Here is a 24,419-nt window from a genome sequence, read left to right as displayed (position 1 = left end):
AAAAGGAGATAAGACCCCTGAGAGACTAACAGGTAAATAGGGCAGAGGTGGAAGTGCAGTAATGTATGTAGCTGACTGTTACTAATAGGTCGAAGGCTTGACCAAAAAGGTTTTTAATAACTTGTATGAAGTTTTGAAGATATATGGTGAGAAAGAGTCATGTTCTAGTGAAGAATGTGGCTTTTTTTTTATAAAAATAACATGGTTGCAAAATAGTTATTTTATTGTTAATATTTATGTAGAAAAAATATTTTTAGAGAGGTAGAAGATTATGGTAAAACATGTTATTTTATGGCAATTAAAAGATGAATTATCTGATGAAGAAAAAAAGGTAATAAAAAAAGAAATTAAAGAAGGCTTAGAAGGGTTAGTAGGAGTTGTACCAGGCTTATTAGAAGTAGTTGTTAGAACAGAAGGCTTGGAAACATCGAATGCTGATGTAATGTTAGATTCATTACTTGAAAATGAACAAGCTTTAGCTGGATATGCAGTACATAAGAAACATGTTGAAGTTGCAAATTCAAAAGTTCGTCCTTACACTAAGGCTAGAGTTTGTATGGATTACGAAGTTAAATAAATCTATCAAATAAATCTATCAAATAAAACTATGAAAAATTATTAAAAATCAATTAAAAGAAAAAAGTTTAAAAAGTAAAAACTATAAAGTATTATAATTAAAAAGTATATGAAATATTATAAAAACGTTTACTACGGATTAAATTAAATGAGAATGTTTTTTGTCTCAGATATTTAAATTTGAGGTAAGCGTTTTTATTGTTCGAACCAGAAAAACAGAGAAAATAGCAGCAAACAAAAAGCGAATACAGATAATAAATGAAAAGGGTTGAAATAGTCAGATAATATGATATAATGTATTTAGAATTAAATATAGAAATAAAACGATGACAACAAAAGAAATTTTAGCAACAAAGTGAAAATAAAAATATATTGTGAGTGTGTTTTCTTCTAGATTTAGTTCTAAATTTATTTGCAAAGGAGTGACCATCATGAATATTATAATTACAGGAAAGAATATTGAGCTTACTGATGGATTAAAACAAGCTGTTGAGGATAAGTTAAACAAATTAGAAAAATATTTTACTCCAGATACAGAAGTTGAAGTTACATTAAGCGTTGAAAAAGAAAGACAGATTATAGAGGTCACGATCCCGGTGAAGGGTTCAGTTATAAGATCTGAACAAGTTAGTGATGATTTATATGTTTCAATTGATTTAGCTGAAGAAGTTATTGAAAAACAGTTAAAGAAATACAGAAAGAAATTATTGGCGCGTAAACAATCTGCTATTGAATCTTTTAATAGATCTTTCATAGATTCAGATGATTATGATGATTCAGATGAAATAAAAATTGTTAGGGCCAAGAAATTTGGAATAAAGCCAATGTATCCTGAAGATGCATGTGTTCAAATGGAATTAACAGGTCATGATTTCTTTGTTTTTAGAAATGCTGAAACTGACGAAGTTAATGTTGTGTATAGAAGAAAAGGTAATACATTTGGATTAATTGAGCCAGAGTTTTAGTACGTTTACGTTTTGTATAAGTATTTACTGTACTATAAAGAGTTTAGTCGTTAGATTAATGAGTAATAAAATAGTAGAGTGAAAAAATAAAATAATAAAAATATCATATTATTATAAAAATCAATAGATATTTAGAGATTAAAGATTAAAAGATATGATAATTAAAGATTAAAAGATATGATAATTAAAGATTAAAAGATATGATAATTAAAGATTAAAAGATATAAAAATTAAAGATTAAAAGATAAGAAAAATTGTTAAAAGGATAGTTTCAAAAGGCGTGAGAGAGTGGAATTTAATCTGCTCTCTCATTTTTTGTTTACTATTAACTATATTTATTGCAAAAAGTGCTTATTTAATTACTAAAAGTGTTTTAATTTAAAGAAATATTGTTTAAATTTAATAAATGGTCTAGTATAATAACTTAGTGATAAAGTTACCAGAGATAGAAATATTATAGTGTGTAAAATAAGTTAGATTATGATTTTTTGAATTTAAATTTTGGTAACAAGACATAAAGAGAGAATGTATTTTATACATTTTAATCTAACATCTAAAAATAAATTATATAATTATAAAGAGAGGCAATTATTATGAACATTGTTGTTTTAGCAGGTGGATTAAGTACAGAAAGAGATGTATCTTTTATTACGGGAAGTAATGTAGCAGAAGCGTTAAAAGAGAACGGACATAAAGTTATTTTACTTGATGTTTTTATGGGATACGATGAAAAAGAAGTTAATGTAGACGATATTTTTGACAGAGCAGATGATGTAAGTGTCAAAGTTAGTGCAATTCCTGAAACTGCTCCTGATTTAGAGGCTGTTAAAGCATCAAGAAAAGATCAATCAGATTGTTTCTTTGGACCAAACGTAATTAGAATATGTCAGAAATCAGATATTGTTTTTATGGCGTTACATGGTGAAAATGGTGAAAACGGTAAGATTCAAGCTGCTTTTGATTTATTTGGAATTAAATATACAGGTAGCGATTATTTAAGCAGTGCAATTGCAATGGATAAAAATATGTCAAAGAAATTTTTTATTAATGCAAATGTACCAACTCCAAATGGTGTTTCAATGACAAGAGATAGTAGATGTAATGATCACAAAAAATTAAATTTAAATTTACCATGTGTTGTTAAACCATGCTGTGGCGGATCTAGTATTGGAGTTACTATTGTAAAAAATGATGATGAATTTGCAAGAGCACTTGATGATGCATTTAAATGGGAAAATGAATTAGTTATAGAAGAATTTGTAGAAGGAAGAGAATTTTCAGTAGGTGTTATGTCTGGTAAAGCATTGCCAATTATCGAAATTGCACCTGTAGAAGGCTTCTACGATTATAAAAATAAATATAAAGCAGGAAGTACAATTGAAACATGTCCTGCAGAGTTATCTGAAGAAAAAACTAAGGAAATGCAAAAATATGCAGAAATGGTAGCGGAAGCTATTGGTTTAGATACATATTCTAGATCAGATTTCTTACTAGATAAAAATGGTAATATTTTCTGTCTTGAAGTTAATACTTTACCAGGAATGACACCAACAAGTTTATTACCTCAGGAAGCAAATGCTATTGGTATCAACTTTAATCAGTTATGTGAGAAGCTAATTGAAATTTCATTAAAAAAATATCAGTAAAGAGACTGCTAGAAGTTTCATTAAAAAATATCAGTAAAGAGACTGCTAGAAATTTCATTAAAAAATATCAGTAAAGAAGATATAATAAGGAAAAAATAATGAGTGATATGGAATTATTAATAGATGGACACAAAATAGAAGAATGTAGAATGAAACATATGACTTTAAAAAATATTGCGGTGGCATGTAATGGAACATTATTTGGCTATAATGATGTTGAAACAAGAGAAATTACAGGTGTAGCGATAGATAGTCGTCTTGTTAAAAAAGATTTCCTTTTTGTTCCAATAAAAGGTGCGAGAGTGAATGGTCATGATTTTATTCCACAGGTTATTGAAAAAGGTGCAATGGCTACTTTGTCTGAAAAAAAATTACATGATGCAAAATATCCATATATTTTGGTTAAGGACACACAACAGGCATTGAAAGATATTGCAAAATTTTACAGAGAGCAATTAAATATTAAGATTATTGGAATAACAGGTAGTGTTGGAAAAACAAGTACAAAAGAAATGGTAAGTTCTGTATTGAGTGAAAAATTTAATGTTTTAAAAACTGCAGGAAATTTCAATAATGAAATTGGACTTCCACTTACTATATTTAACATCCATAGTTGGCATGAGATTGCAGTATTAGAGATGGGAATTTCAGATTTTGGAGAAATGACAAGATTATCGAAGATGTCGCAACCAGACATTCAGTTAATTACTAACATTGGAGTATGTCATTTAGAAAATTTAAAAACAAGAGATGGAATTTTACAGGCTAAAACAGAATGTTTTGAAAACATGCAAGATAATGGTGTTATTATTTTAAATGGAGATGACGATAAATTATCGACTAAATCTGAAGTAGCTGGAAAAAAAGTTGTTTTTTATGGTAAAGGAAAATTACCTAAAACTGATGAGAGTGGCAACAAATATGCTGTGTATGCAACAAATTCAGTTAATAAAGGATTTGAAGGAATGTATACAACAATAAATACTGAAAAAGGTTCATTTGATGTACAAATTAATATTCCGGGTGAACACAACATTTATAACGCTTTAGCGGCAACAGCTGTAGGTTTAGAAGTAGGTTTGTCTTTAGATGAAATTAAATCAGGTATTTCAAAAGCAGAAACAATAGCTGGAAGAACTAATTTTATCAAGACTAATACAGGAATGATAGTTATAGATGATTGTTACAATGCAAATCCGGCATCAATGAAAACCTCATTGGAGGTTTTATCACACGCAACTAACAGAAGTGTTGCTGTAATAGGCGATATGGGAGAACTTGGATCAGATGAGGTTAATTTACATAAAATAGTGGGAAAAAGTGCAGCTGATAATAATATTGATGTTGTTTTTGCGGTTGGTGAATTGGCCAAAAATTATATTTCTGAAATTGAAAAATCGGGAAAAAATATTAAAACATATTATTATAAAACAACTGATGAGTTAGCAGTTGATATCAAAAAATATGTCAAAGAAACGGATACTATTCTTGTTAAAGCTTCACATTTTATGAAATTTGAGAAGATTGTAGAAGTCTTAAAAAATATGTAGAAATGCGCAAATTTTATATTTTTTAAGAAGTATTTCTCTTGACACATTTTGACACTTGTAATATACTTATTAAGTCTGTGATAGTATGTAGATGCGAGTCAAAGCCCCGACGAGCATTTAGACTATATATATAGAATCAGAGAGATGGCGTCCGGACATACGCGATTTTAAAGATTCATGAGTATTTTTTATTTTACTAAGGAGGAAAACCTATGAAGACATTTATGGCAAGTCCAGCTACAATCGAAAGAAAATGGTATGTAGTAGACGCTGAAGGTAAGACATTAGGACGTTTAGCATCAGAAATCGCTAAAGTATTAAGAGGAAAAAATAAACCAACATACACACCACACATTGATACAGGTGATTATGTTGTAGTTGTTAACGCTGAAAAAATTAGCGTTACAGGTAAAAAATTGAACCAGAAAATTTACTACCATCATTCAGGATATGTAGGTGGATTAAAAGAAACTACATTAAAAGAAATGTTAGCAAAACACCCTGAACGTGTTATTGAGTATGCTGTTAAAGGAATGCTTCCAAACGGACCATTAGGACGTCAGATGTATAAAAAATTATTTGTATATGCAGGACCTGATCACAAACATGCTGCTCAGAAACCTGAGACATTAACATTTTAATTCACTAAGGAGGTAAATTACATTGGCTAATACAAGATATTACGGAACAGGAAGAAGAAAATCATCTGTTGCCAGAGTATATTTAGTACCAGGTACAGGTAAAATTACAATTAATAAAAGAGATATTGATGAATATTTAGGATTAGAAACATTAAAGGTTATCGTTCGTCAGCCATTAGTTGCAACTGAAACAGTTGAAAAATTCGATGTTTTAGTTAACGTTCGTGGTGGTGGATACACTGGACAAGCTGGTGCTATTAGACACGGTATTGCTCGTGCTTTATTAGAAGTAGATTCTGAGTACAGACCAGTTCTTAAGAAAGCTGGATTCTTAACTCGTGATCCAAGAATGAAAGAACGTAAGAAATACGGTCTTAAAGCAGCTCGTAGAGCTCCACAGTTCTCAAAGAGATAATCGTTTCACAACGGATTACGTCTTTGGACAATCATATACGACTTATTACACCTCAGGACAATTGTCCTGAGGTGATTTTTTGATACTCGCTCTACCAAAAAAAGGTTAAAAAACTTATTGACATAAAGGTATAATATGAATACTATTAAGTTATGAGGATGAAAGGAGAAACAGCATGTATACGAAATTTGGTGAATTTGTCAGAATTCTTAGAATTAAGAATCATGAGGTAATGGGTGATATGGCTAAAATGCTTGGAACTACGACACCATTTTTATCAGCTGTTGAAAACGGACGAAAAAATGTACCAAAGGACTGGATGGGGAAAATATCAACCCATTACAATTTATCATCAGAGGATAAGACCTTATTAAAAAAGGCAATAGATGAGTCTAAATTACAGACAAAGATTGATATGAAGGATTCATCCATTATGCAAAGAAGGGTAGCGCTTCAGTTTGCAAGATCATTTGATGATATTGATGATGAGACAGCAGAAAAGATAATTGCATTGTTGAAACAGAAGGAGAAATAGCTTTGGATTATATTACAAAACCTGTTAGCAGAAAACAACTGAGACAGTATGCAGTATTATTTAGAGAATTGTTTGATGTTTCGCAAGAAGGCCCATTTCCGGTGTTAGATGCACTGGAAATGTTGCCTGATGTATTTGAGGGGAGCACATATGTAGTTGTCCAAGATGATGAACTGCCTAAGAATGTTGTAGCTCAATGCGTAAAGAATGAAGGAAAAGGATTCACTATCTAGATTAAGCAATATGTCTACGATGGTGCATTAGAAAGAATAGGTGCATATTGTGGATTTATATTGCATGAGATGGCACACATATTTATGTATGAGATAGGTTACACTCCAATATTACAGAGATCATTTGAAAAAATGCCACTTTATTGTAGTGTGGAGTGGCAAGTTAAGGCGCTGACTGGTGAAATTGCTATGCCTTATGAAGAAACAAAAGAAATGTCTGTTCCTGAAATAATGAAAAAATATAACGTATCAAAAGGCTTTGCTAAGAAAAGACAACGATATTAAGGAGGGATGATGCCTATGATTTAATTGATTTTGAAATGTACTGTATACTGTTGGCGCAGTTCCAATACATTTCAAATACTATTTAAAACTGAATATGGAACTGGAAGTGATGATGTGTTAAACATACCAAATCGTATATGTTATGCATATCACATCCCAAACAATGTTAAACGGAGGGTATGAAAATGCATATCAAAAGTTTAAAAGACATATTCGTAATAATTGATGAGCTATATTCGTATCTCGAAGGAAAAGAGATATCTCTTGACAAAGATGGCTTTCCAATATTCACTAATGAGATGTTTCTTAGAGACTGGCCAGACTTAGTAATCCCTTTTTCTCAGAGAAAAAACAAAAGAGTCGTTAATAGAAAAAGACTGTATTATGCTTTTTTGACAAGGATCATCATTTATATCCAAGGCTGAGCAAGCTACTGAAAGAGATTGACGAATACAAAATGTATATGGGTGTCATAGGGCTGGATGTTACTTTTACGGATGATATGGACGAAGAGTGGCAGAGCGCAATGGCTTTATTAAACCAACTCTTTCTAGCAGTTTTAGCTGTTAATGGAATTAGTATTGTTTTGAACACGAGGACTGCAGGATTAGATGCTGCTTGTGTGTGGCAAAATATTCCGCAAGGAGTGATGGCTGCGTCAGGTTTTCTGGGATGCGATCCATTAAATTCTGAGGATGATTTTTCATATCTGGAAAAAATCTTAATGCTTTTGCCGGAAAAGCTAATAATATATGGCAAACATGACGAAAAGGCTGAAAAACAGCTGGATACCATGGGCATTGATTACAGGGTCTACACTGACTTTCATAGATTGTGTAAGGAGGTGCACCATGGCTGATAGTAAAGCGAGATATTCACAGGCTGCAAAACATTATGCTCGAATACTGATTCATAGTTCAATGCTTGATGCTATAAGGTACTATAGGAGCAAAGTACGTGAATCAAAATTCAACGATAATTGGAAAAAGCATATGGTTAATCTCAATGATGTGGTTAATCAGTATACTCCAGGAGTAAAAGGAAAACCGAAGGGCGTTAAATACCAGTTTGAAAACAACAAGTACATTATAAAAGTGGACATGCCGTCTGGATATCTAAGGATATACGACAAAGGTGCTAAGATGTATACAAAAATTGACGGAACCCCAAGTACAGACTTTGGATTAACACATTTCAAAATAATGAAAAGAAAGGAGATGCCAAGATGAGATTATATCTAGCTAAATCATTAGAAGGGCTTAGTATGTACGGACCAATATATGATCTTGGTAGCGGTGTGCCAGATAAAGTGGAAGACTATGTAATGGAATTTGATGAGCATGACTGGCTGATGGATAATTTAGTTGGTAGAATCAATGCTACTTGTGACACATTACTTGATGATGGTGATGTTGACTATATACCTGCAGAAAAATGTGAGAAGCTTATTTCATTACTCGATGATCTTCCGGATCAATTTGTGCCTCAAAAGTATATTAAAGTGGTTTCAGTGTTGAAAGATTTCGCGACTCGTGCACTTGAGTATAACACAGGCATTGCTATTGAAATGTAGGAGGTACAGATATGAAAACATCATATAAATTGTTTGGTACCTTTTGGGATAACAAAGATGTTTCGAGTAAAAAACTCATGATAAACATCTCTGGAGAACACGCAAACTCAGAAAGCTGTTTGTCACTATCAGAGGTGTTAAGCAATGAGCAGCCAATAGAACAAAGTTGCGTCGTAGGGGAAAGTGTTGTTTTATTATTGGATTATATGCCAGTGAATGAGTCTGCGATAGTATGGGATTTTTTTCTGAAAAGACTGCTTCAAATCGTAGAATACTATAACGTTGAGGCTATTAATTGCATAGATCAACAGCAGGTATCGCGATTGGAATATGCTATTGATAATTATTTAAAAAAGAAAACACCGAATAGATTGTTGGCGCAATCAAACGGTGTTCTCTAGATGATATGTTAAACATACCAAATCGCTTCTTAATTATATCATCAGATTTGTAATTGTTCAATAGCGATTATAGAGTTGCCACCAGCAGCATACAGTAGCCCTGAACTTTCTACCGTACGCAGCAGGTAAACAGCAACTTGAAGGAGAAATGCCTAAAATACGGTATTTTCACTTCATTAATAGTTCTTAAAGAGATAATTATCTGCAATGGCAGATTTCAAAGGCTCGGTACAATGTACCGGGTCTTTTTTGTGTGCGGAAAGCCTTCAAAACATTCAAGGAGTGGTGGGACAAGACCAAGAAGCCTGAGATAGCTGAAAAGGCTAAAACAAGCATTTTGCAAAAGCTAAGAGAAAGCCAGGCGATAGTTGATCAGAGGAAGGAGCAGCAAAGTCCAAATCTTAATAGGAATAATATAAGACCTGAGAGATGAATAACTGATAGCAGTAGGCAGGGGCGTGAAAACGCCCTTGTTTTATGCACATAATATTGAACAGGATGGTAGATATAGGTATAATTATAAACAGTTGCTACAAAGTAAAAATTTAAGTATTTCTGAATAGATTAACTTCCAGGATAACTGTTTATTAGGCATAAATGGAGGATATGAAAAATGGCAAAACAAAATATTTTTGATAATGAGACCTTCTTTGAGGGGTATAAGGCTATAAGGGACAGGGAAGGCAACGCAAATGATCTCTTTGAGATACCAGCTCTTTTTTCATTACTTCCTAATCTCAAGGGGACGAGCGTATTAGACCTTGGATGTGGCTTTGGTAAGCATTGCGTGGAGTTTGTAAACAAAGGTGCCTCTAAGGTTGTTGGAATCGATATATCTGAGAAGATGCTAGAGGTTGCTAAGAAGGAGCACTCCAATCCAGCGATTACTTATATGCTTCTTCCAATAGAAGACATTGAAGAGGTGGAAGGTAAGTTTGATGTGGTAATAAGCTCGCTCGCATTTCATTATGTTGAGGATTTTGAAGGAGTGGTTAGAAAAATCTATGACAAGCTAAATACAGATGGGTGTTTTATCTTTTCACAGGAAAATCCCATTAATACAACCTATTGTGGTGGAATTCCTCGTTGGACCAAAGATGAAAATGGAAAGAAAATCTATGTTAATCTAGCCAACTATGCTAGGGAAGGAGAGCGTGAGTTTGAGTGGTTTGTTGAAGGAATAAAGAAATACCATCGCATGTTCTCAACCATCATTAATACCCTAACTGAAAATGGGTTCATTATAGAAAAGATGATAGAGCCTATCCCTACTGAAGAGATATTAGAGAGGTTTCCTGACCAGGAAGATCTTTTTCATAAGCCGGATTTTCTTTTGATTAAGGCGAAAAAGTGAATTTCAGGATAATAAAATAATTTCGGGTTTGTCAGTATATGTCGATAATGAGTTTTATCGGAAGATAATCTTACAAAAGACAGACAAAGATTTAATGAGTAGAAAGTAAAATCAGAGAATTATTTTTGATTGCGGTCATTAAAGTTGCTACCAGCCGCATACAGTAGCCCTGAGCTTTCTACCGTAAACAGCAGGACAGGGGTGTGAGAACGTCCTTATTCGCCGTATACAAGGCATTTATATTTTAAAATGTCGACATAAATAATTAGAGAGGGGGACGATTTATGAAAACAAGAGAAGAAGCACTTAGTTATGGATTATCATTTCCGGACACTTATCAGGATGCACCATTTCGTGATGCTAATTGGCAGCTTGTTCGGGTAAAAAGGTCGAAAAAAGCTTTTTTATGGACATATGAAAAAGATGGCTACATAAATATAAATTTGAAGGTTGATGCGGAGTGGAGAGATTTTTGGAGAAAAACATATAACGCGGTAGTTCCTGCGTATCATCAGAATAAAGAACATTGGAACACGATTATTCTAGATGGTTCGATTCCTGATGATGTTATAAAAAGGATGATCGCAGAGAGTTACGATATTATTACAGACTCTCCAACAAAAAGAATATATGAAGCGGTAAAGAAAATTCCTAAAGGGCAAGTTGCTACGTATGCAGATGTTGCAGAAATGGCAGGTGATAGGAAGATGGCAAGAGCTGTTGGAAACGCACTTCATAAGAATCCCAATCCAAGTACCATCCCGTGCCATCGTGTTGTTAATTCCAAGGGTGAACTTGCTAGTGAGTATGCTTTTGGTGGGGCGTTGAAGCAGGCACAGATACTAGAAAGTGAGGGCGTTGAGGTTACCGATGGTAAGGTGAAACTCGAAAAATACAGAATTGATTCTGTCAGAATCAATAACAACGACGGACGGCTGTGAATGATTTTTTAAGAGAAATTTTCAACTACTCAGAGATTTATAAAGAAAATTGTATATGGTCCGATAACTAGAATGGGTGTAAATTTATGTGTTAGAGAGAAAAAAAGAGCGAGAAAGTTATAGAGGATTTTAAATTAAGATGAATAAAGATATAATAATACGAATTACAGAAGATGGGAATGAGAGAGAGATTAACGAAATATATGAAATGCTAAAAGCATATAATTTAAGTAATCGTGAAGAGTCTAAGAATGTTCCACTCGGTATTTTTTATGAAGATATTAAAGGCAAAAAGCTGGCAGGGCTAACAGGTGAAACATTTGGAAATTGGCTATGTATCCGTTATCTTTTTGTTGAAGAACATTTGCGAAAAGAAGGAATTGGAAGTGAATTACTATTGGCAGCTGAAAATGAAGCTAAGATAAAGAAAGAGGTTTGTATAGTATGATGGTGGAATTATTGAAGGAGCGTTTTCAGGAACACATGGAGCTTCATAAGGATTTAAAATGGGATGAGGTAGAACGTAGGTTGCGTGAGGCTCCTGATGCCATCTTAGTTTTGCAGAAGATGGAGGAAAGCGGAGGTGAGCCGGACACCATTGGTTATGATATAAATACGGGGAAGCTTATTTTTTGTGACTGTGTAAAGGAATCCCCTGCTGGACGCAGAAGCCTGTGTTATGATGAAAAAGCATTGCATGGGCGTAAAAAAAATCCTCCATTAGGCAGCGCCGAGTGGAACGCGAAAGAAATTGGAATTTCAATTATGACGGAGGAAATTTATCGTAGATTGCAAAGTCTAGGATCATTTGATTTAAAAACGTCAAGCTGGATTATTACGCCAGATGATATACGAAACAAGGGCGGTGCGTTATTCTGTGAAAGGCGCTATGACACTGTGTTTGTTTTTCACAATGGAGCAGATTCATATTATTCTTCACGAGGATTCAGAGGATATATTCTTATCTAATTAATGGAGTACAATTGTTCTAAGAGGGATTATAATTTATGGTTAACCCAAAATAGTTTATTAATGTTAGACAAGGGCGTAAAAATGCCCTTGTTTTACGTTTGTGTATTGGATATAATTAAGAATAACAAAATAAAGGTTAAAAATGATACAGTTTTGAATGAGAAAGTATGTTCTTATTGGAATTGATATAGATAGTGACAGTTATGTTATGGCAGTCAGCAAAAAGTATGATTATGAAAAATTGTCGAAAATAGCAGAAAAGATCGGACATAGGATTGAGTTGGCCCATGATATGTAAAAAGAAAGGGGAGTTTTTGTTATGATTACAAGAGATGCTGCGTTTGAACTTTTTAGAAAATATAATAAGGATCCATTTCATATTCAACATGCTTTAACGATGGAATTGGTTATGAGATGGTATGCAAGGAAACTTGGATATCTAGATGATGATGAGTATTGGGGAATAGTAGGTTTGTTGCATGATATTGATTTTGAATTATATCCTGAAGAACACTGCCTTAAAGCGCCTGAATTACTACGAGAAGGTGGCGTAGGAGAAGATATTATTCATTCAGTTTGTTCACATGGTTATAAAATAACGGTTCCTTGTGGTGTGACTATAGATGTTGAACCTACTCACGAGATGGAAAAGGTTCTATTTGCTGCAGATGAATTAACTGGTCTTATATGGGCGACTGCATTAATGAGACCATCAAAAAGCACTAAGGATATGGAATTAAAATCACTTAAAAAGAAATATAAAAGTAAGAATTTTGCAGCAGGATGTTCAAGAGATGTTATTGAACGAGGGGCAAAACAACTTGATTGGGAATTAAATGATTTGTTAACAATGACTTTACAGGCTATGAAAGATTGTGAAGATAAAATAAATGAAGAAATGAATTCGTTATAGAAATTGGTAAAGAATTAGATTTATTGTAGAAATAAAGAAATGAATTCATTATTGAAAGTATTGAGGATTGAATAGAGATGTATTTAATAAGTGCATATTTTGATTCTGAAACAAATAAAAAAATACAATATTTGATAGATCAAATGTATGAAAGTACGGGAAATGATTTTATGATAAAAAATAAGGTTCCGCCACATATTACAATTGCTGCATTTGAGCAAAAAGATAAAAATAAAGCAATTGAAATTTTTAAATTGTTTTCAGAAAATATAGAAAGTAGCTCAATTTATATTGCGTCTATTGGTGCGTTTTTGCCATCGGTTGTTTATATTGAGGCTGTACAAAATAAGTATTTATATGAATTAAGTAAGAAAGCAAATGAATATATTTTGCAAAGCTCACAAGCTAAATGCAATAGATTTTATATGCCTTTACAATGGATTCCTCATATTACAATTGGAAAACAGTTAGATAAAGAGCAGATGAGAAAAGGATTTGAAATTTTACAGGATTTATTTAATCCAATCCATGCAAAAATAGTTCGATTTAGTTTGTCTAAACCAAAACCATATGAAGAGATAGAGGTTATAGAACTAGAAAAATAATTTAGATTTTTTATAGAAAGGGCAAAATAAGATGACGATACAGCTTGCACAACCATCAGATAAAGAAGAAATTTTAAAATTATATAAATCTCAATTAGGGAAAAAATATTGTCCATGGAATGAATATTATCCCGCAGTTAATGAAATTGAATTTGATTTATCAAGAAATTCTTTATTTGTTATGAAACATAAGAATAAAATTATTGCAGCAATCTCAATTGATGATGATGATAATGTTACAAATTTACCATATTGGACACCGAAGCTTCAGCCAGGAGCGGAACTTTCGCGATTGGCAGTTGATTTAGATTTTCAAAGTCAGGGAATTGCTAAAAAAATGATTATACATGGAATGAACGAAATCAAAAATCGAGGATTTAAAAGTCTTCATTTCCTTGTAAATAAAACTAATCTTAAAGCACTAAAATGTTATGAGGCTTTTGGCTTTAATAAAGTAGGTGAATGTGAATTGTACGATCAACCTATGCTTTGTTACGAAAAAGAGTTGTAAAACAAAAAATTTCTCCGACTATCAGAATATAAGATTTACAAAAGTAAGTTTAAAATGTAAATTTTATAAACCTAATAGATCGGAGAATTTTTATTTGATGCACTGTATTTCTGCTAAATCTTCAACAGTATGGTGAAGTTTTTGTGCCAATGGTGTATTGGCTACAGTATAGTACATTTCTTTTCCATTTCTATGTGTGATTAGTAAGCCAGCAGCCTTTAATATTCTTAAATGATGTGAAACAGCAGGGGATGTCATAGACATCATTGTTGCGATATTTAAAACACATTCTTCTGTGTGACATAGAATCCAAAAAATTTTCAATCTAGTTGGATCGCCTAAGTGCTTCAGTGCTTCAGAAACTGACTCAATAGTATCATTATTTGGAAGATTTGAAATTATTTTCTCTTCTTCTTCACTAGAATTATGGTGGTGCGGTAAATTAATTTTATCCATAGGATACCTCCCTTGCTAAAATATAATTCAATTCTATTATAACAAAAAAATTAAAGGCTACAAATACTGTTTGTAAGCATTTTAATTCCTATTGACACGCTAGGAATAAAAATGATATTATTACATTCGAACTATTTATGTTAAAAAAAATAATATTTTGATAGAAAGAGTGAGAGTATGGCAAAAGTTATAGTAGGAATGTCAGGTGGAGTTGATAGTGCTGTTACAGCATATTTATTGAAATTAGCGGGACACGAAGTTGTTGGTGTGACTTTAAGAACATGGTTATCTGCAGATGGCAAAGAAAGTAGATGCTGTGAAATTGACGATGCTAGAAGAATATCTTGGCAGTTAGATATACCATATTATGTTATTAATTGTATTAATGATTTTAAAGAAAAAGTAGTAGACCCATTTGCAATGGAAAATATAGAAGGTTTAACTCCTAATCCATGTGTATGGTGTAATAAAGAAATTAAGTGGAGCAAAATGATTGAATCACTTGATGTTTTCGGTGCGGATTATATTGCAACTGGACATTATGCTAATATAAAGGAATTAGAAAATGGTCGTGTTACATTACAGCAAGCTGATTGCATTGAAAAAGATCAAACATATATGTTATATAAATTAACTCAAGAACAATTGAAAAAAACTATGATGCCTCTTGGAAAAATTAATAAAAAAGAAGTAAGAAAAATTGCAGAAAGCATAAATTTAGAGGTGGCAAATAAGCCAGATTCGCAAGAAATTTGTTTTGTTACGGAAGGAAAATATGGAGAATATATAGAAAATAATTATGATTTTCCACTTCCAGAAGAAGGATATTTTGTTGACGAAAAGGGAAACAAATTAGGAAAGCATAGAGGAATTATTCATTATACGATAGGTCAGAGAAAAGGATTAGGAATTTCTTTGGGTGAAAGAACATATGTAAAAGAAATTAGAAAAGAGACAAACGAAGTAGTTTTGTCGGGAAATGATGCGCTTTTTTCAAAGCAGATTAAATGTAATCAAATTAATTTTATGAGTATTGAAGATCTTAAAGAAGGTGAAGAATTAGAAGCTAATGTTAAAGTTAGATATCACCATAATCCTCAAAAAGCGATAATTCGCAGAACGAATGAAGACGAACTAACAATTGATTTTTATGAGAATATCAGAGCAGCAGCACCAGGACAGTCAGCAGTAATATACGATGACGATAACTGCATTATAGGTGGAGGAATAATTGTTAAATAGATTTAAATGTGATACAATTTAGTTGTGGCAAAATTTTTTGTAAAAAAATCGTGGAGAGGAGTTAGCTATGAGCAATAATTTTGACAACTCAAATACAAATGGCAGTATTGAAAATTCTCAAAACCCAGGTGTTTCATATAAGAATGGACAATTAAATCAGCAGCAGTTAAATGGAATGCCAAATAACGGACAAATGAATAATGGTCCAATGTACAATGGAATGCCCAATAACGGTCAAATGAATAGTGGCCCAATGTACAATAGAATGCCCAATAATGGACAAATGAATAGTGGCCCAATGTACAATGGAATGCCAAATATGAATTTTCCAAATGAGCAGCAAAAAAAGAGTAAACCGTTTGAATCTTGGCTTGGAACGCATGGTATGATAATGGCGGCAACGGTATTGATTGTTATATCAGTTATTCTTTTTGGAAAAATAATGCTTCAAGGATATGAAAAAATAGCGTATTATAGTGCTTTATACGTGTGCTTTTCATTTATGTCATTAGGTGGATTTTATGAATGCAAAAAAAATCCAGATAAAGCATTGTACTTGACAGTGATGTCTGCAGGAATTATTTCGCTTTGTATTACGGTAATAAATACTTGTAGGACATTTGATTTTAATTTTACACAATCGCTGGTAGTGTTTGCGGTGTGGGCTGTATTTGCAATGATTTTGTTGTACAAACATGTAATAATTTCGTTGATAATTACGACGATAGGGACTTTTTTGTTTGTAAACAATGTGATACTTGCAAAGGCTTCGACGGGAAAGGCTATTGCTATAATGTTGTTTGTAGCAGGTTATTCTATTTTCAATATAATTTTGAATTATAAAAATAAAAATCATAGTTTATGTATGATACTAGATTCGCTATTACTTATATATACATATTTTTGTACTTCAATCTTCCTAATATTTGCTTCATTTGCAAGGGCAAAAAATTCATATGTGTTTACTGTATATGGTATTTTTGGAGTGATGTATATATTAAGTTTAGTTGAATGTAGTAAAAAAGAGACATCTTCTATTTCATATGTTGCATCATGCATAACAAAAATAGCATTTGCAATTCCGCTATTCTGTTATGTATTTTCAATTAATGATGGAAGAAGCCTTGGAAGTTTTTTAGGATTAGTAAGTATTATTTTTGTTGATGATATTTTTTATAAAGTGAAAAGTATTGTTAACAAGGATAACTGTAAAAATGATGATGCATATTACATATGTAAAATAGTATCAGACATTGTTATTTTTTTACTCTTTTTATTAGCAGTTACAATTGATTTATCACATGATACGAAATCTAACATAATGATGATAGTATACTATGTGGTAGTAACTATTTTATCTGTTGAAATAGTATTTACTACAGATAAATTTAAAAGGCTTAAATATTTGATATTGATGCTGTTTGCATCAGTGGGTGTCACATATAATTTAGTAAGGGTATTGTCAAATGATAAGGAATTCTACTATTTAGCAATAGGAGCGATTTGTTATGTACCATTGCTTCTGTTTGTGACAATGATTATTGAAAAAATAAGATATAAAGAGGATATATTAATATATCGTGGTTGTAGATACGGTTTATTTGTGCTTTCAGCAATATCTGCATATATTAATACTTGTAATTTTTTCTATGAACCCTCTATTTTTAGAGTTATTAGCCGTGATTCAAATAAGAAATATTATTTATCTGTAATGATAGTTTTAGGCGTTTTATATGTTTTGAATAATTTGCTTTCTTCGTTTAATTATTATATGACGAAAAAAGAAAAATCTAAGAGTATATGTGGAGTTATTAGAGTAATAGATTACATATTGTACTTGTCGTTAGTTATAACTACGTTCAAGAGCAATTATGGGTTAAAATCATATTTTACTGTGGTACTTATAGTGTTGCTATTGGTAGATTTTATAGAAATTTTTATCAGAAAAAAATTAACATCATTTATGATAGGAATGAATATTATCAAGGTTTATACTGGTTGTATTGGAATATTGTTATTATATGATACGAGAGGTTATATTGTATCAATAGTGGTATTTGTAGTATCTGTATTATATGTATTTGTTGGTTTTACAGAAAAATTCAGATCAAAAGCACTTAGAAAAACTGGTTTAGGAATGGTTTTAGTGTGTATATTCAAGATGTTAATATATGATTTAAGATCAGGAGCATTAATTGGATATGCAATAGGCTTCCTAGTAAGTGGTTTGCTTTGTGTATTGATAAGTTACATTTATAATTATTTTGAAAAAAAATATATTGATATATATGAAAAAGATAAAGTTGTAGATGAATTTATTGACAATAGTGGAAATAATGGAAGATATAATGGTCCAGTTCCACCACCAATGCCAAATGGAATGAATCGAGGAATGATGAATCCGAATGGAATGAATCGAGGAATGATGAATCCGAATGGAATGAATCCAGGAATGATGAATCCGAATGGAATAAATCCAGGAATGATGAATCCAAACGGAATGAATCGAGGAATGATGAATCCAAACGGAATGAATCCAGGAATGATGAATCCAAATGGAATGAATCCAGGAATGATGAATCCAAATGGAATGAACCGAGGAATGATGAATCCAAACGGAATGAATCGAGGAATGATGAATCCGAATGGAATGAATCCAGGAATGATGAATTCAAACGGAATGAATCAGAATGTGTCAAATCAACAAGAAATAAATAATCCTTATAGAAGAAATTAGTAGTATAGGGAACAAAATTTAAGAGTTTTAAACTTATAAAAATAAAAGCGTAGAATGATTATGGTTCATAACAATTAGAATGTTGTTCGACCATAATATCTACGCTTTTATTACATAGTATTATATAAAATTATATGTTATGTGGGGCCAGATAAGAGGCCTCTTTTATATACCAATGAAAAAATTATTCAAAAATTTTATTTTCAATCTGCATGTTTTTATAACGCTGTACGTAACGTTTGATTCTTTCATAAGGATTTAATAAATCGCTAATAGAAGTATCGTGGTTAAGAGTATCAACGATATATGCAATATATTTACTCATATCACAGCTGATGTAGTATGAACGAGATAATAATTCTGGAGTCTGGTAGCAAAGGTTAGTAGTTACAACTTTGTAAATTAAACCTTCTTCTACAGCTCTATCAAATGACTCAAGACCATTTGTAAATAAACCAAATGTTGCAATAACGAAAATTCTTCTTGCTTTACGTTTCTTTAATTCTCTAGCTGTATCAATCATACTTTCACCAGAAGAAATCATATCATCGATAATCATTACATCTTTACCTTCAACAGAATCGCCAAGGAATTCATGAGCTACAATAGGGTTTCTTCCGTCAATGATTACACTATAATCTCTTCTCTTATAGAACATACCCATATCAACGCCTAAAACGTTTGCTAAGTAAATAGCACGTTTTGTAGCACCTTCATCAGGGCTGATAATCATAAGATGATCTTTATCAATTTGAATATCAGGTACATTTTTGAAAATTCCTTTAACAAATTGATATGTAGGCATAACCGATTCGAAACCACCAAGAGGAATAGCGTTTTGTACACGAGGATCGTGAGCATCAAATGTGATGATGTTATCAACGCCTAATTGTTGAAGCTCTTGAAGTGCAAGAGCACAATCTAATGATTCACGGCCAGAACGTCTATGTTGACGGCTCTCATAAAGGAATGGAAGTATTACTGTAATTCTACGGGCTTTTCCACCTGCAGCTGCAATGATACGTTTTAGATCTTGGTAGTGATCATCAGGTGACATATGATTGGTGTGACCACATAAGCTATATGTTAAGCTATAGTTAGTAACATCAACCATGATATATAAATCATAACCACGTACAGATTGTTTAATTACACATTTAGCTTCGCCAGAACCAAATCTTGGAGTATAAGGTTTGATAATGTAGCTATCTTTGTAATAATTTTGGAAAGCGCTCTCATTGTGATGTTTGTGTTCACGATTTTCTCTCCATGATTTAAGGTATGAATCAACTTTTTCAGCTAATTCACTACAGCTTTCTGTTGGAACAAGTCCAAGGATTCCTTGTGGCATTGTTTCTAAAATTCTTTCATCGTTTGGCATTTAGGGGTTCCTCCATAAATAAATTGAGTTTGTATTATATTTTTATATAAATAAGTATAATCTAAAAAGATTAATACAATATTTGCTGAAAAAAGAATGCATCAATATGCAATCTATAAATAATCACCAATACATAATTTATCACAAAATTAAAAGAAAACAAAGACCAAAATCAAATAAAAATGTAAAAAAAATAATTTTTAGATAATAATTAAATAAATAAGGTGAAATTAGCAGTGACATTAGTCAAAATTAACATATACATAAATATAGATTATGTGATGTTACGTTTTTTCATACGTATATCTTCGCCAATAAGCTTTAATACTGAATAATTATTTATTAATCTAGAAAATGTTCGTTCAGAATAAGTATCTAGTAATTGTTTGGGCGAAAGATTAGTTGAAATAATTGTAGATTTTTGACGTAAAAGTCTTTCATTTACACAAAGAAATAATTGTGAGTTAGTGAATGAATTGGTAAGCTCTGTACCTAAATCATCAATTATTAATAAGTCACAGTCAAAAATACTCTTATTAGTTGAAATCGCATCTGAATTTTTCGAAAAAACACCCGCTGATAAGATCTCAAAAAGTTGAAATGAGGTAAAATATAAAACAGAGTGGCCAGTTTGCAAGAGCTTTTCTGCTATACAATTAGATAAAAAAGTTTTACCAACTCCGGTATTTCCATAGAATAAAATATTAGGATGTATGTTGTTAAATTCAGAAACAAATTGAAGAGATCTTTGGTAAGCAATTTTAGCTAATGTCAAAGAACTCATATTTGTTGAACGGTCAATGTGTTCATCAGAATAAAAATCCATAGAAAAATTAGAAAAATTGTCATTTGCTATGGATTCTTTAATGTTTGATTGTGAGTAAACAAGATCAATAACTTTTTGCTTAAAACAATGACATTGTTTACCATTTATAAAACCTGTATCTTTACAATCATCACAGTTATACTTGATTTCAAGGTAATCGTGTGGATATGAATGATTACGCAATAATTCAGCACGTTTATTTTTATATGTTTGAATTTGTTCTTTGAGTTTTGCAACTGCGGTTGTATCACCATTTAATCTTTTTTTGGCAGCGTCAATAGACGCAGTACTTACTGCGTTATCGATTTCTTGCAATTCAGGAATTTTTAAGTAAACTTCCTTTTGGCGATTTTCGTGTTGATGCTGATTCTTTAATTGCTGAGCGTCATAAAAGCGCATAATTTCATCATATTGTGTGTTTGAAATTGGCATAATTTACCCCTTTAATACATGTTTTATTGTTTTATATAAGCTGATTATTTAAAAATCTATTTTTCGATATTATCGTCTTTTTTGAAATTTGAGTTAATAAGAAACTGCTCAAGTTTATTTGGGTCATAATTTCTTTGATTGAAATTATTAAAACGATTATTAAGTTTAGCTGAATCATTTTTTGGTCGTTGATAATTATTTGAGTTATTATCAAGAGCTTTTGTGTTGTATTTTTTGCTTCTTTCATAAGCGATATCAAGCAGTTTTATATCGTCTAATGTTTGTACTTTTTTCTTAAACCAACTACTTAAAATCTGATCAGTATACGCAAAACTAGGTTGATGTATAGCTGAAATTGTACGACGACATGCCTCTTCTATTACTTGCATTGAAAAAGCATAGTTTTTTGTCCATTTTTTTACGAATTCAAGCTCTGCAGGAATTAAATTACGTCCTGAAATACCAAGAGCATTCATTATGCCATAGTAAGTTTTGCTATATTTTTTTGAATATTCCTTTGCTTGATCAATTGTGGTAATGTTATTATCATGCCAAGCAATTGCAACTTTATCCATATATCTAAGGCTTGCATGATCTTTTGAAATACAATATTCAACTAAATGTGTTACTAATTCTGGAGAAAATTTAAGTTGATCAATCCAATATAAAATAGTATCAACCTCAGTTGGTGTTAGCATTTTGTTAAAATATGTTCCTATTACAAAGAATAATTCAGAAATTTCAGGATCATTTTCAAAAGCAGATCTTTCATTTGCAGAATAGTCCTTTTTGGCTGGAGCATTCGATTTTACAGTAGTAGTGTTGTTATTATTGTTTATATCATTACTATTTGTGTTTTGAACGTTATTAGCATTTATATTGTTAACATTATTAGTATCAACGTTATTTGTAATAGTATTAACATTATTACTAGCAACATTATTTGAATTATTACTATTATTAGTTGCAACATCACTAATATTGTTATCAACACTATGATTTATATTCATAGATGATGTTTCAATGCTGTTATGTGAATTTTGTTTAGCTTCAATATTATTTGTAGATTTCTTTTTATGAGAAGTAACAGGAAGTAAACGAATACCTGTTATTTCATTTTTTGAATAGTCTAATTTAATAAGATTAACTTTTTCCCAATACTTTAATGCACGAATTACATCTTTTTCTGTTGTTTCAAAATAATCAGCAATTATTGCGATAGAGCATGCTGGCTCGGCCATACTGATGCATTTTAAAATATATAAATAAATTTTTACATATTCACCATTAGCTTCTGGCATAAAATGGTCGATAAAGTAGTTTGAAACACAAGTGAAAGAATTTGTGTTGTTGTTATGTAATTGAATAAGTGACATAAATATTACCTTCCTAATTTTTCTGTCCGAATTATAGCACAATGTATTAAAAAAATAAAGATGGCATAACTTTGGGGAAAAAATTATGATTTATCATCAAAAACATTGTGGATAACGTGGATAACTCTGTGGATGAAATTAAAAAAGCGTGCGAATACCTTAAGAATCAATAGGGTATTGGTGTGTTTTTTTGTTGCGTTATCCACATAGTTATAAAAAAAAATCCACATAAGGATGTGAAAAATATTCACAATCTTATGTGGATAACGTGGATAACTATTTGTTTAATAAATGTTCTCCGATTTCTACTACATTTCCAGCACCCATAGTTATCAACAAATCACCTTCAGCGCAGTTTTTATGTAAAAAGTTCTCAATCTCTTCGAAAGAAGGGAAATAATAACATTCTGTTCCATGAGATTTTACCTTTTCTAATACATCTTTTGAAGAAATTCCAATAGTATTTTTTTCTCTAGCTGCGTAAATGTCAGCAAGTACAACAACATCAGCAAGTGATAATACTTCGCCAAAATCATCTAAAAATGCTTTTGTACGTGAGAAAGTATGTGGTTGGAATACAAGAACAAGTCTCTTATGTGGATAGTTGTGTGCAGCAGTTAAAGTTGCACGAATTTCTGTTGGATGGTGTGCATAATCATCGATTATTGTAACACCATTTTTTTCGCCTTTATAATCAAAACGTCTTCCGGCACCACCAAATTTTAAAAGTCCTCTAACAACAGCGTTTCTATCGAGTTTAAGGTTCTCACACAAAGCGATAGCTGCCATTGCATTTGAAACATTGTGGTTACCAGGAACATTTAATGTTACGTCAAATAATTTTTCGTCACCGTGCATAGCTGTAAAAGAAGCGCATGCTTTGTGATTGAATGTGATATTTGTTGCATAATATTCACATGTGTCATTTAAGCCATATGAAACAACTTTATGAGGTAGATCTGCAACTAATTCTTTATAATTAGGAATCTCTCCGTTAATAATAGTTGCTCCGTCAGGTAGTGTATTAGAAGCAAATTTATGGAAAGAATTTCTAATATCATTTAAATCTTTAAAGAAATCAAGATGTTCAGCTTCTACATTTAAAATAATGCTATATTTTGGGAAGAAGTTTAAAAAGCTGTTAGTATATTCGCAAGCTTCAGCGATAAATACATCAGATTTACCTAAACGTAAGTTGCTTCCGATAGCAGGGAAAACACCACCAACTGAAATAGTAGGATCAGCTTGTGCTTCTAATAAAATCTGACTAATCATAGAAGTTGTTGTAGTTTTTCCATGTGTTCCTGCAACTGCAATAGATTTAGCATAATGGGACATAATTTGTCCAAGTAATTGCGCACGAGTAAGCATTGGGATGTTTGCTTCCTTAACAGCAACAAATTCTGGATTTTTTTCATTTATTGCAGCAGTATATACAACTAAGTCAATATTGCTTGAAATATTGTCTGCAGATTGTGGATAAAAAATTTTTATTCCTTTTTGTTCTAATGAACGAGTGTAGTCAGATTCTTTCATATCAGAACCTGTTACAGTAAATTTCTGATCGAATAAAATCTCTGCGAGTGCACTCATACTAACGCCACCGATACCAATGAAATGTACATGTATTGGTGTTTTAAAATTTATTTCATACATAATCAATTACCTTCCTAAATATTAAAATTAAATAGAATCACTTCTATATTATAAACACTATCAAATAAATTGCAAATAATATTATGATAAATAATATATTTTTTTTAGAGAGTAAACAAAAAATAACGTTGAAACTGTGATTTAGAACGATAGAATAAAAAAAAAGAATAAATTGTATAAAAAAGTGCGAAAACTGT

The 24,419-nt window shown here is 31.6% G+C and carries 28 protein-coding genes and 1 rRNA gene; 24 read left to right on the top strand and 5 right to left on the bottom strand.

The genetic code is table 11. The features are described 5' to 3' along the window. The 22 genes from BMY79_RS12300 to BMY79_RS06615 form a co-directional block, all read left to right on the top strand. Nucleotides 1–105 (top strand): 23S ribosomal RNA (locus BMY79_RS12300); the annotation flags it as partial. Nucleotides 106–271: 166 nt separating this feature from the next. After that, nucleotides 272–577: a Dabb family protein gene (locus BMY79_RS06715; RefSeq protein WP_022750328.1), complete on the top strand. Its 306-nt coding sequence runs from the start codon at nucleotides 272–274 to the stop codon at nucleotides 575–577. 430 nt (nucleotides 578–1,007) lie between these two features. Next, nucleotides 1,008–1,541 carry a ribosome hibernation-promoting factor, HPF/YfiA family gene (hpf, locus tag BMY79_RS06710; RefSeq protein WP_027421719.1) on the top strand — a complete coding sequence of 178 codons (534 nt, stop codon included), beginning with the start codon at nucleotides 1,008–1,010 and terminating at the stop codon, nucleotides 1,539–1,541. A gap of 593 nt (nucleotides 1,542–2,134) precedes the next feature. Continuing rightward, a complete protein-coding gene (locus BMY79_RS06705) occupies nucleotides 2,135–3,187 on the top strand; it encodes a D-alanine--D-alanine ligase family protein (RefSeq protein WP_022750325.1) in 1,053 nt (350 codons plus the stop codon). A gap of 149 nt (nucleotides 3,188–3,336) precedes the next feature. Further along, entirely contained in the window at nucleotides 3,337–4,737 is a 1,401-nt protein-coding gene (locus tag BMY79_RS06700) for a UDP-N-acetylmuramoyl-tripeptide--D-alanyl-D-alanine ligase (RefSeq protein ID WP_074730649.1), read from the top strand. A 212-nt stretch (nucleotides 4,738–4,949) separates the two neighbouring features. After that, nucleotides 4,950–5,378 (top strand): 50S ribosomal protein L13, encoded by a 429-nt coding sequence (rplM, locus tag BMY79_RS06695; protein WP_022750322.1) that lies wholly within the window; start codon nucleotides 4,950–4,952, stop codon nucleotides 5,376–5,378. Nucleotides 5,379–5,400: 22 nt separating this feature from the next. Then, complete coding sequence (gene rpsI, locus BMY79_RS06690; RefSeq protein ID WP_022750321.1) at nucleotides 5,401–5,793, top strand: 30S ribosomal protein S9; 393 nt, start codon at nucleotides 5,401–5,403, stop codon at nucleotides 5,791–5,793. Nucleotides 5,794–5,968: 175 nt separating this feature from the next. Beyond that, the gene (locus BMY79_RS06685; protein ID WP_026504515.1) at nucleotides 5,969–6,328 is read left to right on the top strand and encodes a helix-turn-helix domain-containing protein; all 360 of its coding nucleotides are present in this window, start codon (nucleotides 5,969–5,971) and stop codon (nucleotides 6,326–6,328) included. A 2-nt stretch (nucleotides 6,329–6,330) separates the two neighbouring features. After that, on the top strand, nucleotides 6,331–6,561 hold the full coding sequence (locus BMY79_RS06680; RefSeq protein WP_074730646.1) for a hypothetical protein: 231 nt from the start codon (nucleotides 6,331–6,333) through the stop codon (nucleotides 6,559–6,561). 84 nt (nucleotides 6,562–6,645) lie between these two features. Further along, entirely contained in the window at nucleotides 6,646–6,846 is a 201-nt protein-coding gene (locus BMY79_RS06675) for a hypothetical protein (RefSeq protein WP_074730645.1), read from the top strand. Between the two features lie 457 nt (nucleotides 6,847–7,303). Beyond that, the gene (locus tag BMY79_RS11880; RefSeq protein ID WP_083383491.1) at nucleotides 7,304–7,705 is read left to right on the top strand and encodes a hypothetical protein; all 402 of its coding nucleotides are present in this window, start codon (nucleotides 7,304–7,306) and stop codon (nucleotides 7,703–7,705) included. Further along, nucleotides 7,698–8,075, top strand: a complete 378-nt coding sequence (locus BMY79_RS06665) for a hypothetical protein (RefSeq protein WP_074730644.1) — start codon at nucleotides 7,698–7,700, stop codon at nucleotides 8,073–8,075. The genes BMY79_RS11880 and BMY79_RS06665 overlap by 8 nt, the downstream gene beginning before the upstream one ends. Then, nucleotides 8,072–8,419: a hypothetical protein gene (locus BMY79_RS06660; protein ID WP_074730643.1), complete on the top strand. Its 348-nt coding sequence runs from the start codon at nucleotides 8,072–8,074 to the stop codon at nucleotides 8,417–8,419. The genes BMY79_RS06665 and BMY79_RS06660 overlap by 4 nt, the downstream gene beginning before the upstream one ends. Before the next feature lie 11 nt (nucleotides 8,420–8,430). Continuing rightward, nucleotides 8,431–8,820, top strand: coding sequence for a hypothetical protein (locus tag BMY79_RS06655; RefSeq protein WP_026504520.1), 390 nt, complete (start codon nucleotides 8,431–8,433; stop codon nucleotides 8,818–8,820). A 613-nt stretch (nucleotides 8,821–9,433) separates the two neighbouring features. After that, nucleotides 9,434–10,174 (top strand): class I SAM-dependent methyltransferase, encoded by a 741-nt coding sequence (locus tag BMY79_RS06645; RefSeq protein ID WP_074730642.1) that lies wholly within the window; start codon nucleotides 9,434–9,436, stop codon nucleotides 10,172–10,174. Nucleotides 10,175–10,458: 284 nt separating this feature from the next. Next, the gene (locus tag BMY79_RS06640) at nucleotides 10,459–11,115 is read left to right on the top strand and encodes a methylated-DNA--[protein]-cysteine S-methyltransferase (protein WP_022750254.1); all 657 of its coding nucleotides are present in this window, start codon (nucleotides 10,459–10,461) and stop codon (nucleotides 11,113–11,115) included. A 139-nt stretch (nucleotides 11,116–11,254) separates the two neighbouring features. Further along, nucleotides 11,255–11,563 (top strand): GNAT family N-acetyltransferase, encoded by a 309-nt coding sequence (locus BMY79_RS06635; RefSeq protein ID WP_022750252.1) that lies wholly within the window; start codon nucleotides 11,255–11,257, stop codon nucleotides 11,561–11,563. Beyond that, nucleotides 11,560–12,084, top strand: coding sequence for a DUF4256 domain-containing protein (locus BMY79_RS06630; RefSeq protein WP_022750251.1), 525 nt, complete (start codon nucleotides 11,560–11,562; stop codon nucleotides 12,082–12,084). The genes BMY79_RS06635 and BMY79_RS06630 overlap by 4 nt, the downstream gene beginning before the upstream one ends. A gap of 160 nt (nucleotides 12,085–12,244) precedes the next feature. Beyond that, nucleotides 12,245–12,385 (top strand): DUF6630 family protein, encoded by a 141-nt coding sequence (locus BMY79_RS12170; RefSeq protein ID WP_022750250.1) that lies wholly within the window; start codon nucleotides 12,245–12,247, stop codon nucleotides 12,383–12,385. 21 nt (nucleotides 12,386–12,406) lie between these two features. Next, a complete protein-coding gene (locus tag BMY79_RS06625; protein ID WP_022750248.1) occupies nucleotides 12,407–13,000 on the top strand; it encodes a hydrolase in 594 nt (197 codons plus the stop codon). 77 nt (nucleotides 13,001–13,077) lie between these two features. Next, complete coding sequence (locus BMY79_RS06620) at nucleotides 13,078–13,605, top strand: 2'-5' RNA ligase family protein (RefSeq protein ID WP_022750247.1); 528 nt, start codon at nucleotides 13,078–13,080, stop codon at nucleotides 13,603–13,605. A gap of 31 nt (nucleotides 13,606–13,636) precedes the next feature. Continuing rightward, complete coding sequence (locus tag BMY79_RS06615) at nucleotides 13,637–14,116, top strand: GNAT family N-acetyltransferase (protein WP_029066807.1); 480 nt, start codon at nucleotides 13,637–13,639, stop codon at nucleotides 14,114–14,116. A gap of 90 nt (nucleotides 14,117–14,206) precedes the next feature. On the opposite strand, the gene BMY79_RS06610 is transcribed toward BMY79_RS06615, so the two are convergent. Beyond that, on the bottom strand, nucleotides 14,207–14,572 hold the full coding sequence (locus BMY79_RS06610; protein ID WP_022750244.1) for an ArsR/SmtB family transcription factor: 366 nt from the start codon (nucleotides 14,570–14,572) through the stop codon (nucleotides 14,207–14,209). Between the two features lie 177 nt (nucleotides 14,573–14,749). On the opposite strand from BMY79_RS06610, the gene mnmA reads away from it, so the two are divergent. Together mnmA and BMY79_RS06600 are read left to right on the top strand one after the other, a co-directional pair. Next, the gene (gene mnmA, locus BMY79_RS06605) at nucleotides 14,750–15,814 is read left to right on the top strand and encodes a tRNA 2-thiouridine(34) synthase MnmA (protein ID WP_029066808.1); all 1,065 of its coding nucleotides are present in this window, start codon (nucleotides 14,750–14,752) and stop codon (nucleotides 15,812–15,814) included. Nucleotides 15,815–15,881: 67 nt separating this feature from the next. Further along, nucleotides 15,882–18,551, top strand: coding sequence for a DUF2339 domain-containing protein (locus BMY79_RS06600; protein WP_074730641.1), 2,670 nt, complete (start codon nucleotides 15,882–15,884; stop codon nucleotides 18,549–18,551). Between the two features lie 184 nt (nucleotides 18,552–18,735). On the opposite strand, the gene BMY79_RS06595 is transcribed toward BMY79_RS06600, so the two are convergent. The 4 genes from BMY79_RS06595 to murC form a co-directional block, all read right to left on the bottom strand. Continuing rightward, on the bottom strand, nucleotides 18,736–19,932 hold the full coding sequence (locus BMY79_RS06595) for a ribose-phosphate pyrophosphokinase (protein ID WP_022749484.1): 1,197 nt from the start codon (nucleotides 19,930–19,932) through the stop codon (nucleotides 18,736–18,738). A 274-nt stretch (nucleotides 19,933–20,206) separates the two neighbouring features. Further along, the gene (locus BMY79_RS06590) at nucleotides 20,207–21,190 is read right to left on the bottom strand and encodes an ATP-binding protein (RefSeq protein ID WP_022749483.1); all 984 of its coding nucleotides are present in this window, start codon (nucleotides 21,188–21,190) and stop codon (nucleotides 20,207–20,209) included. A 56-nt stretch (nucleotides 21,191–21,246) separates the two neighbouring features. Continuing rightward, nucleotides 21,247–22,566, bottom strand: coding sequence for a DnaD domain protein (locus tag BMY79_RS06585; protein WP_074730640.1), 1,320 nt, complete (start codon nucleotides 22,564–22,566; stop codon nucleotides 21,247–21,249). A gap of 276 nt (nucleotides 22,567–22,842) precedes the next feature. Further along, complete coding sequence (gene murC / locus BMY79_RS06580) at nucleotides 22,843–24,222, bottom strand: UDP-N-acetylmuramate--L-alanine ligase (RefSeq protein ID WP_022749480.1); 1,380 nt, start codon at nucleotides 24,220–24,222, stop codon at nucleotides 22,843–22,845. Nucleotides 24,223–24,419: the final 197 nt, after the last annotated feature.

This window comes from Lachnobacterium bovis, from assembly GCF_900111325.1.
Lineage (GTDB): Bacteria > Bacillota > Clostridia > Lachnospirales > Lachnospiraceae > Roseburia > Roseburia bovis_A.
The sequence above is the reverse complement of the archived record's forward strand: the minus strand, read 5'-3'. Positions and strand labels throughout refer to the sequence as shown.

What these genes read in the sequence shown, in the direction of transcription:
- BMY79_RS06715 (WP_022750328.1), top strand. Translation starts at nt 272, where the DNA reads ATGGTAAAACATGTTATTTTATGGCAATTAAAAGATGAATTATCTGAT.
- hpf (WP_027421719.1), top strand. Translation starts at nt 1,008, where the DNA reads ATGAATATTATAATTACAGGAAAGAATATTGAGCTTACTGATGGATTA.
- BMY79_RS06705 (WP_022750325.1), top strand. Translation starts at nt 2,135, where the DNA reads ATGAACATTGTTGTTTTAGCAGGTGGATTAAGTACAGAAAGAGATGTA.
- BMY79_RS06700 (WP_074730649.1), top strand. Translation starts at nt 3,337, where the DNA reads ATGAAACATATGACTTTAAAAAATATTGCGGTGGCATGTAATGGAACA.
- rplM (WP_022750322.1), top strand. Translation starts at nt 4,950, where the DNA reads ATGAAGACATTTATGGCAAGTCCAGCTACAATCGAAAGAAAATGGTAT.
- BMY79_RS06685 (WP_026504515.1), top strand. Translation starts at nt 5,969, where the DNA reads ATGTATACGAAATTTGGTGAATTTGTCAGAATTCTTAGAATTAAGAAT.
- BMY79_RS06675 (WP_074730645.1), top strand. Translation starts at nt 6,646, where the DNA reads ATGTATGAGATAGGTTACACTCCAATATTACAGAGATCATTTGAAAAA.
- BMY79_RS11880 (WP_083383491.1), top strand. Translation starts at nt 7,304, where the DNA reads ATGTATATGGGTGTCATAGGGCTGGATGTTACTTTTACGGATGATATG.
- BMY79_RS06665 (WP_074730644.1), top strand. Translation starts at nt 7,698, where the DNA reads ATGGCTGATAGTAAAGCGAGATATTCACAGGCTGCAAAACATTATGCT.
- BMY79_RS06660 (WP_074730643.1), top strand. Translation starts at nt 8,072, where the DNA reads ATGAGATTATATCTAGCTAAATCATTAGAAGGGCTTAGTATGTACGGA.
- BMY79_RS06655 (WP_026504520.1), top strand. Translation starts at nt 8,431, where the DNA reads ATGAAAACATCATATAAATTGTTTGGTACCTTTTGGGATAACAAAGAT.
- BMY79_RS06645 (WP_074730642.1), top strand. Translation starts at nt 9,434, where the DNA reads ATGGCAAAACAAAATATTTTTGATAATGAGACCTTCTTTGAGGGGTAT.
- BMY79_RS06640 (WP_022750254.1), top strand. Translation starts at nt 10,459, where the DNA reads ATGAAAACAAGAGAAGAAGCACTTAGTTATGGATTATCATTTCCGGAC.
- BMY79_RS06635 (WP_022750252.1), top strand. Translation starts at nt 11,255, where the DNA reads ATGAATAAAGATATAATAATACGAATTACAGAAGATGGGAATGAGAGA.
- BMY79_RS06630 (WP_022750251.1), top strand. Translation starts at nt 11,560, where the DNA reads ATGATGGTGGAATTATTGAAGGAGCGTTTTCAGGAACACATGGAGCTT.
- BMY79_RS12170 (WP_022750250.1), top strand. Translation starts at nt 12,245, where the DNA reads ATGAGAAAGTATGTTCTTATTGGAATTGATATAGATAGTGACAGTTAT.
- BMY79_RS06625 (WP_022750248.1), top strand. Translation starts at nt 12,407, where the DNA reads ATGATTACAAGAGATGCTGCGTTTGAACTTTTTAGAAAATATAATAAG.
- BMY79_RS06620 (WP_022750247.1), top strand. Translation starts at nt 13,078, where the DNA reads ATGTATTTAATAAGTGCATATTTTGATTCTGAAACAAATAAAAAAATA.
- BMY79_RS06615 (WP_029066807.1), top strand. Translation starts at nt 13,637, where the DNA reads ATGACGATACAGCTTGCACAACCATCAGATAAAGAAGAAATTTTAAAA.
- BMY79_RS06610 (WP_022750244.1), bottom strand. Translation starts at nt 14,572, where the DNA reads ATGGATAAAATTAATTTACCGCACCACCATAATTCTAGTGAAGAAGAA.
- mnmA (WP_029066808.1), top strand. Translation starts at nt 14,750, where the DNA reads ATGGCAAAAGTTATAGTAGGAATGTCAGGTGGAGTTGATAGTGCTGTT.
- BMY79_RS06600 (WP_074730641.1), top strand. Translation starts at nt 15,882, where the DNA reads ATGAGCAATAATTTTGACAACTCAAATACAAATGGCAGTATTGAAAAT.
- BMY79_RS06595 (WP_022749484.1), bottom strand. Translation starts at nt 19,932, where the DNA reads ATGCCAAACGATGAAAGAATTTTAGAAACAATGCCACAAGGAATCCTT.
- BMY79_RS06590 (WP_022749483.1), bottom strand. Translation starts at nt 21,190, where the DNA reads ATGCCAATTTCAAACACACAATATGATGAAATTATGCGCTTTTATGAC.
- BMY79_RS06585 (WP_074730640.1), bottom strand. Translation starts at nt 22,566, where the DNA reads ATGTCACTTATTCAATTACATAACAACAACACAAATTCTTTCACTTGT.
- murC (WP_022749480.1), bottom strand. Translation starts at nt 24,222, where the DNA reads ATGTATGAAATAAATTTTAAAACACCAATACATGTACATTTCATTGGT.